At 70.3% G+C, this 11,420-nt stretch carries 16 protein-coding genes; all 16 read right to left on the bottom strand.

Annotated elements, in window-relative coordinates; translation table 11 throughout:
* Positions 1-53 precede the first annotated feature (53 nt).
* A complete protein-coding gene (rplQ, locus tag MANAM107_RS08415; protein WP_223907301.1) occupies positions 54-815 on the bottom strand; it encodes a 50S ribosomal protein L17, sunset domain variant in 762 nt (253 codons plus the stop codon).
* Positions 816-845: 30 nt separating this feature from the next.
* Positions 846-1,847, bottom strand: coding sequence for a DNA-directed RNA polymerase subunit alpha (locus tag MANAM107_RS08410; protein WP_179900198.1), 1,002 nt, complete (start codon positions 1,845-1,847; stop codon positions 846-848).
* Positions 1,848-2,001: 154 nt separating this feature from the next.
* Positions 2,002-2,403 carry a 30S ribosomal protein S11 gene (rpsK, locus tag MANAM107_RS08405; protein WP_124932629.1) on the bottom strand — a complete coding sequence of 134 codons (402 nt, stop codon included), beginning with the start codon at positions 2,401-2,403 and terminating at the stop codon, positions 2,002-2,004.
* A 57-nt stretch (positions 2,404-2,460) separates the two neighbouring features.
* Positions 2,461-2,835, bottom strand: a complete 375-nt coding sequence (gene rpsM / locus MANAM107_RS08400) for a 30S ribosomal protein S13 (protein WP_124932630.1) — start codon at positions 2,833-2,835, stop codon at positions 2,461-2,463.
* Positions 2,836-3,008: 173 nt separating this feature from the next.
* Positions 3,009-3,122, bottom strand: coding sequence for a 50S ribosomal protein L36 (gene rpmJ / locus MANAM107_RS08395; RefSeq protein ID WP_005987264.1), 114 nt, complete (start codon positions 3,120-3,122; stop codon positions 3,009-3,011).
* Positions 3,123-3,156: 34 nt separating this feature from the next.
* Positions 3,157-3,378, bottom strand: coding sequence for a translation initiation factor IF-1 (gene infA, locus MANAM107_RS08390; RefSeq protein ID WP_003781847.1), 222 nt, complete (start codon positions 3,376-3,378; stop codon positions 3,157-3,159).
* A gap of 231 nt (positions 3,379-3,609) precedes the next feature.
* Positions 3,610-5,403, bottom strand: a complete 1,794-nt coding sequence (locus MANAM107_RS08385; RefSeq protein WP_223907297.1) for a family 20 glycosylhydrolase — start codon at positions 5,401-5,403, stop codon at positions 3,610-3,612.
* Between the two features lie 54 nt (positions 5,404-5,457).
* Entirely contained in the window at positions 5,458-6,291 is an 834-nt protein-coding gene (map, locus tag MANAM107_RS08380) for a type I methionyl aminopeptidase (protein WP_373314091.1), read from the bottom strand.
* Between the two features lie 101 nt (positions 6,292-6,392).
* Complete coding sequence (locus MANAM107_RS08375) at positions 6,393-6,974, bottom strand: adenylate kinase (protein ID WP_223907291.1); 582 nt, start codon at positions 6,972-6,974, stop codon at positions 6,393-6,395.
* Complete coding sequence (gene secY / locus MANAM107_RS08370; protein WP_179900196.1) at positions 6,971-8,263, bottom strand: preprotein translocase subunit SecY; 1,293 nt, start codon at positions 8,261-8,263, stop codon at positions 6,971-6,973. Before secY ends, MANAM107_RS08375 begins: the two co-directional genes overlap by 4 nt.
* A 304-nt stretch (positions 8,264-8,567) precedes the next feature.
* Entirely contained in the window at positions 8,568-9,077 is a 510-nt protein-coding gene (gene rplO, locus MANAM107_RS08365) for a 50S ribosomal protein L15 (protein ID WP_179900195.1), read from the bottom strand.
* A gap of 1 nt (position 9,078) precedes the next feature.
* Positions 9,079-9,288: a 50S ribosomal protein L30 gene (gene rpmD, locus MANAM107_RS08360; RefSeq protein ID WP_179900202.1), complete on the bottom strand. Its 210-nt coding sequence runs from the start codon at positions 9,286-9,288 to the stop codon at positions 9,079-9,081.
* The gene (gene rpsE / locus MANAM107_RS08355) at positions 9,288-9,995 is read right to left on the bottom strand and encodes a 30S ribosomal protein S5 (RefSeq protein ID WP_179900194.1); all 708 of its coding nucleotides are present in this window, start codon (positions 9,993-9,995) and stop codon (positions 9,288-9,290) included. Before rpsE ends, rpmD begins: the two co-directional genes overlap by 1 nt.
* Positions 9,996-10,029: 34 nt before the next feature.
* Entirely contained in the window at positions 10,030-10,410 is a 381-nt protein-coding gene (rplR, locus tag MANAM107_RS08350; RefSeq protein WP_124932635.1) for a 50S ribosomal protein L18, read from the bottom strand.
* A 2-nt stretch (positions 10,411-10,412) separates the two neighbouring features.
* Positions 10,413-10,952, bottom strand: coding sequence for a 50S ribosomal protein L6 (gene rplF / locus MANAM107_RS08345; RefSeq protein ID WP_124932636.1), 540 nt, complete (start codon positions 10,950-10,952; stop codon positions 10,413-10,415).
* Positions 10,953-10,972: 20 nt separating this feature from the next.
* A complete protein-coding gene (gene rpsH / locus MANAM107_RS08340; protein WP_179900193.1) occupies positions 10,973-11,371 on the bottom strand; it encodes a 30S ribosomal protein S8 in 399 nt (132 codons plus the stop codon).
* Positions 11,372-11,420 lie beyond the last annotated feature (49 nt).

The raw sequence follows: 11,420 nt of genomic DNA, 5'->3' as shown, positions 1-11,420 counted from the left end.
CGCAATCAGCTCAGCGGCCAGAGAGCAAACAGCCTGAGAGGATCAGATCCGGCTCACTTCTCGACCTTCTGGGCGGCGGCGCCACCGGCGGGGGCGAAGCCCGCGGCCTCGGCCTCCTCGGCGCTGGCGAACCAGACCTCGGCCACCGTGGCGTCGTACCAGCGCGAACCCGGCACGTGGTACTTCATGGAGTCCTCATTGCCCTTGACCTGGTGGTCGGCATCCGGAGCCTCCGTGGCGCCCTCGGCCAGGCGCACTGCGCCGGCGTACTCCGCCTTCTCCCCCGCGGCCTCCGCAGCTGGCGCCTCAGCCTTCTCAGCCTCGGCCGCCTCCGCCTTCGCGGACTCCTCCGCCTTCTCCTCGACCTTCTCGGCCTCGGCGGGCTCCTCAGCCACGGCCTTCTCGGCGGCGCGCTTGGCGGTCGCCACCGCATCCTCGACGATCTCCTTCTTGGCCACGGGCTCCAGGACCAGGGAGATCACCGCCATGGGGGCGTTGTCGCCCTTGCGGGGCATGGTCTTGATGATGCGGGTGTAGCCGCCATCGCGACCCTCGAACTGGGGGGCCAGGACCTCGAAGAGGCGGTAGACGGCGAACTTGTCCGTCACCTTCTTCATCACGGTGCGGCGGGCGTGCAGGTCGCCGCGCTTGCCCTTGGTGATGAGCTTCTCCACGTAGGGGCGCAGGCGGCGGGCCCGGGCCTCAGTGGTGGTGATGGACTCGTGGATGATGAGCTGAGTGGCCAGGTTGGCCAGCATGTGGCGCTCGTGCTGGGCGCTGCCGCCCAGGCGGGGACCCTTGGTGGGGCGAGGCATGGTTGTCTCCTAGATGAATGACGAGCCGGCTCAGGCCTGGGGCTCGTCGCTGAACGTGGGGTTGGCGTAGTCGTCCTCCGAGACGTAGTCGACCGGGGAGCCCTTGAGGGACAGACCCAGCTCGGCCAGCTTCTCCTTGATCTCGGAGATCGACTTGGCGCCGAAGTTGCGGATGTCGAGCAGGTCCGCCTCACTGCGGCCGACCAGCTCGCCCACCGTGTGGATGCCCTCGCGCTTGAGCGCATTGGAGGAGCGCGCCTGGAGGTCGAGCTCGTCGATCATGAGGGCCAGGTCCTGCTGGAAGGCCTCATCCACCGGCGAGGGGCCGACCTCGATGCCCTCGGCCTCGACGTTGAGCTCACGGGCCAGCCCGAAGAGCTCGACCAGGGTCTTGCCGGCGGAGGCCAGCGCGTCGCGCGGGGTGATGGAGACCTTCGTCTCGACGTCCACGATGAGGCGGTCGAAGTCCGTGCGCTGCTCCACACGAGTGGCCTCGACGGAGTAGGAGACCTTCTTGACCGGCGAGTAGATCGAGTCCACGGGGATCCGGGAGATCTCCGCATTGGGGTCCTTGTTCTGGTTGGCCGACACGTAGCCGCGTCCACGCTCGACCGTCAGCTCGATCTCCAGCTTGCCCTTCTCATTGAGGGTGGCGATGACCAGCTCGGGATTGTGGATCTCCACGCCGGCCGGCGGGGTGATGTCCCCGGCCAGCACCTCGCCCGGGCCCGACTTGCGCAGGTACATGACCACCGGCTCGTCGTTCTCCGAGGACAGGACGATCTCCTTGATGTTGAGGATGATCTGGGAGACATCCTCCTTGACCCCGGCAATGGTGCGGAACTCGTGGGGCACCCCGTCGATGCGCACGCTGGTGACGGCCGCCCCCGGGATGGAGGACAGCAGCGTACGGCGCAGGGAGTTGCCCAGCGTGTAGCCGAATCCGGGCTCGAGGGGCTCGAGCACGAACCGCGAGCGGCGGTCCTCCTCGATGACCTCCTCGGTGAGCGTGGGTCGCTGTGCAATGAGCACGTGGTTTCCTTTCGTCGCGGCGCCCGCTATATGACGCCGGTCCTGATATGGGGCGGCCGGTGCTCTCCCGGCACCGCCCCGGCCTCACCTCGACGGCGGGGCATGGGCGGGGACGACGGCGCAGCACCGGGCCGCGCCGTCGTCCCCCGTGGTCTCAGACGCGGCGGCGCTTGGGCGGGCGGCAGCCGTTGTAGGCCTGGGGGGTGACGTCCGTGATCGGGCCGATCTCCAGGCCGGCGGCCTGCAGGGAGCGGATCGCGGTCTCGCGGCCGGGGCCGGGGCCCTTGACGAAGACGTCGACCTTCTTCATGCCGTGCTCCTGGGCGCGCCGGGCGGCGGCCTCGGCGGCAAGCTGGGCGGCGTAGGGCGTGGACTTGCGCGAGCCCTTGAAGCCGACCTGGCCGGAGGAGCACCAGGCGATGACCGCACCGGAGGGGTCGGTCAGGGACACGATGGTGTTGTTGAAGGTGGACTTGATGTAGGCGTGACCGTGGGTGACGTTCTTACGGTCCTTGCGGCGCATCTTGCGCGCTGCGGCGCGGGTCTTGGGAGGCATGCTTCCTTCTTCTGCGATGAGGTCGTCGGTCCGGGGCGGGGCCCGGATTCCTGCTGCTTACTTGGCCTTCTTCTTGCCGGCCACGGTGCGCTTGGGGCCCTTGCGGGTGCGCGCGTTGGTCTTGGTGCGCTGGCCGTGCACCGGCAGGTGGCGGCGGTGGCGCAGACCCTGGTAGCAGCCGATCTCGATCTTGCGGCGGATGTCGGCCTGGACCTCACGGCGCAGATCACCCTCGACCTGGTAGTTGGCGTCGATGTGGGTGCGCAGGGCGACGAGCTCGTCCTCGCTCAGGTCCTTGACGCGGGTGTCGGGGTTGACGCCCGTCGCCTTGAGGGTCTCATCGGCGCGGGTGCGCCCGATCCCGAAGATGTAGGTGAGTGCGATCTCCACTCGCTTCTCGCGAGGCAGGTCGACACCGGAAATGCGTGCCACTGTGTGGTTCTCCTGATGTGCTCCCGGAGGTCGTCACCCACCTCCTCCGCCCTGGGGCGGCCCCGGCCTCCGAGAACCGGGGGTTGCGGTCCGGCCTGCCGCTGCTGCGCCGGGCGGGCCCGCTGGGATGGGTGCTGGTGGTGGCCGCCGTGGGCGGCCCTCAGCGCTGGGCCTCAGCCCTGGCGCTGCTTGTGCCGTGGGTTCTCGCAGATGACCATGACACGGCCGTGGCGACGAATCACCTTGCAGTTGTCACAGATCTTCTTGACGCTCGGCTTGACCTTCATGATGTTCCTCCACCGACTGCGGTCAGTCGGCTTCTCACTTGTACCGGTAGACGATGCGGCCGCGGGACAGGTCGTAGGGGCTGAGCTCCACGACCACGCGGTCCTCGGGGAGGATGCGGATGTAGTGCTGCCGCATCTTGCCGGAGATGTGCGCGAGCACGACGTGCCCGTTGCTCAGCTCCACCCGGAACATCGCGTTCGGAAGGGCCTCGACGACCGATCCCTCGACCTCGATGACGCCGTCCTTCTTAGCCATGTTCCTCCATCGGTGCTCTCTCGCTCGAGTTCGTCCGGGCGACGACGCCGCCCGGAGGGACGCCCCCGCCGCGCCGCCCGGGCACAGGGCCTGATGGGCGTGCGGAATCGGCGGAGGAGTGTCCGGCTGCCAACTCTACGACAGGACCGCGCCCCACCACTATGCGAGATCCGCCATCGTGCCGGTGTTTCCGGCCACATGCGGCGCGCCCCGCGGATCGGGCGAGCGGGGCTACAGGTGCACCTCCGACTCGGGGTGGAGCTCCTGGCGGGGGAAGGGCCCGTACTGGCCCCACGGCACGGTGGAGGTGGCGTGGAAGCGGGTGCCGGCGGCGGCCAGGCGGGGTCCGTGGGCGGCGCAGCGGGCCAGGAAGTCCTCCAGGGACCGGCCGGGCGCCGCCGCGTCCTGGCCGCCGGCCGCGGGGAAGGGCTCGATGCACCAGCCGACCTCGGCCAGGGCCAGCAGGCGGGGGAAGAGGAGCCACTCGGCGTCTTGGCGGCTGCGCACGGTCTCACCCCACAGGGTGGCCTCGACGCCGTCGATCGCCTCGGCCCCCACGCCCTCCAGGATGCGGGCCGGGTCCCAGGAGCGCGCCTGGGGTACCTCCAGACTGCCCGCCCAGGTCAGGCCCAGGGGGCTGGAGGGGTCGTACTTGAGGTCGACGTAGGCGTGGGTCACCGGCGACATCACCAGTCGGGAGCCCTGGCCGACCGCCTGGCGCAGGGCCCGGGCCACCTGCGGCTCGGGGTTCCACACCTGGAGGATCCCACGCGGCCCGGCACTGACCGCCTCATTCCATCCCATGGGCTCACGCCCCAGCTCGCGGACCATCTCCTGGGCCGCGGCCAGGAGGCCGGCGTAGGGGGAGCCCTCCTGGGCACCGTAGCGGTGGGCCATGGCGTAGGGCTCATCGCCGCCGAGGTGGATGGTGCGCCCGTGGGGGTCGAGCCCGGCGACCTGCGTCAGAACATGGCGCAGGAAGACGAGGGTGGCCGGGGAGTGCGGATCAAGGTAGCTCCGGCCGACCTCGGTGGAGCCGTCGGCGGGCGCCGTGGGCGCCTGGGGCGTGCCCGCATAGGACGATCCGGGCGTGCACAGCTCGGGGATGGCGTGCAGAGCGGCGCCGGCATGCCCGGGCAGGTCGATCTCGGGGATGACCTCCACATGCCGTGAGCGGCAGAAGTCCAGGATCCTGCGATAGTCCTCCCGGGTGTAGAACCCACCCACGCCCGGGCGCTGCCCGTAGCCCTCGGCGCTGACGGCGGTGCGCCCCGAGACGGCGGTCAGCCGGGTGTAGTCGATGGTGTCGCCCTCGGCGCGCCCCTCGTTGGTGATCTCCAGGCGCCAGCCCTGGTCGTCCACGAGGTGGAGGTGCAGGACGTTGATCTTGTAGCGCCCGGCCGCCTCGACGATGGCGCAGACGTCCTCCACACCCAGGAAGGAGCGGGCGACGTCGAGCATGAGACCGCGGTGGCCGAAGCGGGGCGCGTCCTCAATGGACAGCGGGGGGATCCGGGCCAGGACGCCCGCCTCGCCCGGTGCCTCATCCACTGCCCTGCCGTCCTGCGCGCCGGTGGGCGGGCAGGCCGCCCAGGTGGCGCCGTCGGCGGCCATGACGCGGCGCGGCAGCAGCTGGAGGAGGGTGCGCACCCCCTGCAGGACGCCGCTGGGCGAAGCGCCCCGCAGCTCCAGGCCGTCCGCCCGAGCGCTCAGGGCATAGGCCTCGGGGCCCCCGGGGATCTGCTCATCGAGGTCCAGGCGCAGGGCGGGCAGGGCATCGCCGGTGGGCTCGCCCCCGGCCTGAAGGGGCGGGCCGGGCTCAGGCTCGGGCTGGTCGTGCTCGACCCGACCGCACCATCCCAGGCCGTTGCGCAGCAGCTCGGCGAGCTGCTCTGCCTCCTGGGCGCAGGCGGCCTGGCAGCGCAGCGGCGTGATGGGGGTCAGGAGGAAGGGGGCGCCGCTGGTGTGCTCCAGGCGGCTGGGGGCGGGCAGGAGGGGGAGGGAGGAGTCGCCGTTGACGTTCATGGCCACAGACTACCGCCCCTGCGCGGTCATGATCGCTCGACGCCGTCCGCGCGCTCAATCGCGCATTGTCACCGGGGCCAGGCCGTAGGGCTCCAGGCCCTGGGCGCCGCCGTCGGCCGCGGTGAGCACCCACACTCCCCCGGGCATGATCGCCACGGTGTGCTCCCACTGGGCCGCCCGCGAGCCGTCGCAGGTCACCACCGTCCACCCGTCGTCGAGCTCGCGCACCCGGGGGCTGCCGGCGGTGAGCATCGGCTCGATGGCCAGGACCATGCCGGGGCGCAGGCGCGGGCCCCGGCCCCGCACCGAGTAGTTGAGGACGTCGGGGGGCATGTGCATGCGGGTGCCGATGCCGTGGCCCACGTACTCCTGGAGGATGCCCAGCTCATAGCCCCGGGTGGCGGCGACCTGGGCCACGGTCTCCTCCACGGCGTCGCCCACGGCGTTGAGCCGCAGCTGGCGCGCACCGCCCTCCCCCGCGGCCGCGCGGGCCAGGGCGGCGATGGCCTCCCACAGGCAGCGCTGCGTGGTGGCATCCAGGATCCGGTCGGAGTCATTGCGGTAGGTGCCGCCCACCACCGTGGTGAAGGCGGCGTCCCCGTGCCACTGGGTGCCCCGCTCGTCGGTGATGTAGGCGCCGCAGTCGAAGGTCACCAGGTCCCCGGCCTCCAGGACGCGCGGCCCCGGGATGCCGTGGACCGCCTCCTCATTGACCGAGATGCACACGGTGGCCGGGAAGCCGTGGTAGCCCAGGAAGTTGGAGCGGGCACCGGCCCGCTCGATGACGCCGGCCGAGACGGCGTCGAGCTCGGCGGTGGTGATGCCGGGGCGCACCGCCTGACGCAGGGCCGCATGGATTTCGGCGACGACGAGCCCGGCCCGGCGCATGTGGCGCACCTGGTCGGGGGTCTTGATCTCGATCTGCTCGCGGCGCGGCACGGCGGCCTCCTTCGCGGCCCGGCCGGGCCGCAGCGTCGGTGGTGGGCGGCTCAGGCGATGCCGCGGGCGGCCAGGGCCTCCATGAGGCGCTCGGTGACCTCGTCGATCTGCCCCATGCCGTCCACGCGCACCAGCAGGCCGCGCTGGGAGTAGTGGGCGACCAGCGGCTCGGTGGACTCGGTGTAGACCTCCAGGCGACGGCGGATGACCGGCTCGGTGTCGTCGGCGCGGTCCTGCTCGTCCGCCCGCTTGAGCAGGCGGGCCACGACGGCCTCGGCGTCGACGGTGATCTCGACCACCGCGTCGAGGGACAGCCCGTCGCGGGCCAGGACGGCGTCCAGCTCATCGACCTGGTTCTGGGTGCGGGGGTAGCCGTCCAGGAGGAAGCCCTGGCGGCAGTCGGGCCGGCTCAGGCGCTCGGCGACCATGGCGTTGGTGATGGAGTCCGGGACGTACTCGCCGCGGTCCATGTACTGCGCGGCCTGGGCCCCCAGCTCGGTGCCGCGGGCCGCGTGGGAGCGGAAGATGTCGCCGGTGGAGATGGCGGGGATGGACAGGCGCTCGGCGATGCGGGCGGCCTGGGTGCCCTTGCCCGCCCCGGGAGCACCCAGGAGGACCATCCGTGCACTCATGAGAGGAACCCTTCATAGTGGCGCTGCTGGAGCTGGGAGTTGATCTCCTTGACGGTCTGGAGACCCACGCCCACCATGATAAGGATGGTGGTGCCGCCGAAGGGCAGGGATTGCGACAGGCCCAGCCAGATGACCGCCAGGGTCGGCACGAGGGCCAGGACCACCAGGTAGATGGAGCCCACCGAGGTCACGCGGTTGATGACGTAGGTCAGGTAGCGCACGGTCGGCTCGCCGGCGCGGATGCCGGGGATGAAGCCGCCGTAGCGCTTCATGTTGTCCGCGATCTCCTCGGGGTTGAAGGTGATGGCGGTGTAGAAGAAGGCGAAGAACAGGATGAGCAGCGCGTAGGCGGTGAGGTAGACCGGGTGGGTCTGCTGCAGGCGGCTGTTGATCCACTGCACCCAGCCCGAGGAGGGGTCGCCGAACTGGGAGATGAGCAGGGGCATGGCCAGGATGGAGGAGGCGAAGATGACCGGGATGACGCCGGCGGTGTTGATCTTGACCGGGATGTAGGTGGTCGAGCCGCCGTACTGGCGCCGCCCCACCATGCGCTTGGCGTACTGCACGGGGATGCGCCGCTGGGCCTGCTCCACGAAGATGACGGCCGCGGTGGCCACCAGGACGACGGCGATGACGATGAGGAACTTGCCCACGCCGCCCGAGCCGGTGGCGATGGAGATCATGTTGGCCGGGAACTGGGCGACGATCGAGGTGAAGATCAGCAGGGACATGCCGTTGCCGATGCCGCGCTCGGTGATGAGCTCGCCCAGCCACATGATGAGGCCGGTCCCGGCGGTCAGGGTGATGATCATCAGGCCCAGGGTCAGCGGCGAGTCATCCGGGATGACCGGCACGGTGCAGCCGGGGAAGAGCTGGTCGGCGGCCGCGGTGGCCACGATGGTGGAGGACTGCAGCAGGCCCAGGCCGATGGTCAGGTAGCGGGTGTACTCGGTGAGCTTGGCGGTGCCCGACTGGCCCTCCTTGTGCAGCTCCTCGAAGCGGGGCACGACCACGCGCAGGAGCTGGATGATGATGGAGGCGGTGATGTAGGGCATGATGCCCAGGGCGAAGACGCTGAGCTGGAGCAGGGCACCACCGGAGAAGATATTGATCAGGCCGAGCAGCCCCTGGCCCTCGGCCTGCCCCACGCAGATCTGGGCGTTGGCGACATCGACGCCGGGGCTGGGGACCACCGATCCGAGGCGGAAGAGGGCCATGATCCCCAGGGTGAAGAGGAGCTTGGCCCTGAGGTCTGGCGTCCTGAACGCCTGAGTGAACGCGCTGAGCACTCGATCTCCTGTGGACTCGGGGGTGGGTGGTGGTCGCGCACATGGCACGACGCGACGCAGGTCTTCCGCGCCCGGGACAGACTACCGCCTCATGCTAGCGGCCTGGGCGGAGAAACCTCCTTGCAATGCGGGCTTTGTCACGTACGGCGGGTCATCGGGCCGAGGTGCGCGGGCACCGGCGCGCCCGGTCCCCCGGCCCACGACGAAGGACCCCGGCCCCAGGGGGTGCCTGGGACCGGGGTCCTCGACGCCATCGGCGATGACCGCTGCGGGTGCCGGCTCGGGCCCAGTGGCCTCGGCCGATTCAGCGCGCGGTGATCGTGCCGCCCGCGGCCTCGACCTTCTCCTTAGCGGAGCCGGACCAGGCGTCGGCGGTGATGGTCAGGGCCACGGTGACGTCGCCGCCACCCAGGACCTTGACCAGCTGGTTCTTGCGCACGGCGCCCGCGGCGACGAGGTCCTCCACAGTGACGGTGCCACCGGCGGGGAAGAGCTCGGCGATGCGGCCGACGTTCACGGGCTGGAACTCCACGCGGTTGGGGTTCTTGAAGCCCTTGAGCTTGGGCAGGCGCATGTGCAGCGGCATCTGGCCACCCTCGAAGCCGGGGCGGACCTGGTAGCGGGCCTTGGTGCCCTTGGTCCCGCGACCGGCGGTCTTGCCCTTGGAGGCCTCACCGCGACCCACGCGGGTCCTGGCCTTCTTGGCGCCGGGGGCGGGGCGCAGGTGGTGGAGCTTGACGACCCGCACCCTCTGGCCCGCCTCGGCGGTCTGCTCGGCCGCGGCGTCGGCGGCCTGCTTCTTCGTGTCAGCCATCTCAGACCTCCTCAACGGTGACCAGGTGGTGCACCGTGGCAATCAGGCCGCGCACGCTGGGAGAGTCCTCGCGCACCACGGACTGGCGGATCTTGCGCAGGCCCAGGGTCTTGAGGGACTCGCGCTGGCGGTGGGTGCCCCCGATGCCAGAGCGGACCTGGGTGACCTTGAGCTGCTTGGTTGTCGGCTCGGTCTTGGTTGCGTCAGCCATCACGCACCCACTCCTTCAGCGGCCTTCTCGGCCTCCTTCTTCTCGGCCTCGGCGCGCTTGTCGGCCTCGCCCTCCGCGCGGGCCCGCAGCATGGACTGCGGGGCGACGTCCTCCAGGGGCAGGCCACGACGGGCAGCGACCGCCTCGGGCTGCTCCAGGCGCTTGAGGGCGTCCACCGTGGCGTGCACGATGTTGATCGCGTTGGAGGAGCCCAGCGACTTGGACAGGATGTCCTGGACGCCGGCACAGTCCAGCACGGCGCGCACCGGGCCGCCGGCGATGACCCCGGTACCCGGGGAAGCCGGGCGCAGCAGAACGACTCCGGCGGAGTCCTCCCCCTGCACCAGGTGCGGGATGGTGCGGCGGATCATCGGGACGTGGAAGAAGTTCTTCTTCGCGATCTCGACGGCCTTGGCGATGGCGGAGGGCACTTCCTTCGCCTTGCCGTAGCCCACACCGACCGTGCCCTCACCGTCACCGACGACGACCAGGGCCGTGAAGGTGAAGCGGCGGCCGCCCTTGACGACCTTGGAGACGCGGTTGATGGCGACGACGCGCTCGATGTACTTGTCGTCGTTGCCGCGACCACGGTCGCGGCGGTCATTGTTGCGGTCGCGGCGGCCGCGGCCCTCGCCCCGGCGCTCGTCGTTCTCGCGCTGGGCCGAGCCGTCGGACGACGCGGACCTGTCTCGCTGCGGTGCAGCCATCAGATGTTCCTCTGCTTTCTCGTCGTCGTAGTGCTCACAGCTTCAGGCCGCCCTCGCGGGCGCCCTCGGCGACGGCCGCGACCCGGCCGTGGTACTTGTTGCCGCCGCGGTCGAAGACGACCGCCTCGATGCCCAGGGCCTTGGCGCGCTCGGCCACGAGCTCGCCGACCTTGCGGGCGGCGCCGACCTTGTGGCCCTCCACGCCCTTGGCGGCCTCCTCCAGGGTGGAGGCGGCGCACAGGGTGTGGCCGATGGTGTCGTCGACGACCTGGGCCACCATGTGGCGGTTGGAGCGGGTGACGACCAGGCGCGGGCGCTCGGGGGTGCCGGAGATGTGCTTGCGCACGCGCTGGTGACGGATCTTGCGGGCGATGGCCTTGGCGTTGCCCTTGCCTCTCTTGATCGAGTAAGCCATGGTCACTTACCAGCCTTTCCGACCTTGCGGCGCACGTTCTCGCCGGCGTAGCGCACGCCCTTGCCCTTGTAGGGCTCCGGCGGGCGGATCTTGCGGATGTTCGCGGCGACCTCGCCGACCTGCTCCTTGGAGATGCCGGAGACCTTGATCTTCAGGTTGCCGTCCACGGTGAGGGTGATGCCCTCGGGGGGCTCGACCGTCACGGTGTGCGAGAAGCCCAGGGACAGCTCGATGGCCTGGCCCTTGGCGGCCACGCGGTAACCGGTGCCGACGATCTCGAGGTTCTTCTCATAGCCCTCGGTGACACCGACGACCATGTTGTGGATGAGGGTGCGCGACAGCCCGTGCAGCGAGCGCGAGCGGCGCTCGTCGTCGGGGCGGGTGACCAGGATGGAGCCGTCCTCCTGGCGGGTCACGCTCAGCGGCTCGCAGATGGTGCGCGACAGGGTGCCCTTGGGGCCCTTGACCGTCACCTCCTGGCCGTCGATGGTCACGTCCACTCCGGCGGGGACCGGAACGGGGAGACGTCCAATACGAGACATGGTTTTCCTCCGTTCCTCTCTTACCAGACGTAGGCGAGGACTTCGCCGCCCACGCCCTTGGACTCTGCCTGCCGGTCGGTCAGGAGGCCGGAGGAGGTGGACAGGATGGCCACCCCCAGGCCGCCCAGGACCTTGGGAAGGTTGGTGGACTTGGCGTAGACGCGCAGGCCGGGCTTGGAGATCCGGCGCAGGCCCTGGATGGCGCGCTGACGGTTGGCGCCGTACTTCAGGGTCAGGGTCAGCGTCTTGCCCACCTCGGCGTCGGCGACCTCGTAGCCGGCGATGTAGCCCTCGGACTTCAGCATCTCTGCGATGTTGACCTTGAGCTTGCTCGACGGCATCGAGACCGAGTCGTGGTAGGCGGAGTTGGCGTTGCGCAGACGGGTCAGCATGTCTGCGATGGGGTCTGTCATTGTCATGAGTGGGCCTTGGCCCTTCCTCGTCGCGGTTTCCTCCTCGGACCTGCGA

The organism is Actinomyces capricornis, assembly GCF_019974135.1.
In the GTDB taxonomy this organism is placed as follows: Bacteria; Actinomycetota; Actinomycetes; order Actinomycetales; family Actinomycetaceae; genus Actinomyces; species Actinomyces capricornis.
Note: the sequence above shows the minus strand (reverse complement) of the source record. Positions and strands in the feature narration are given on the sequence as shown.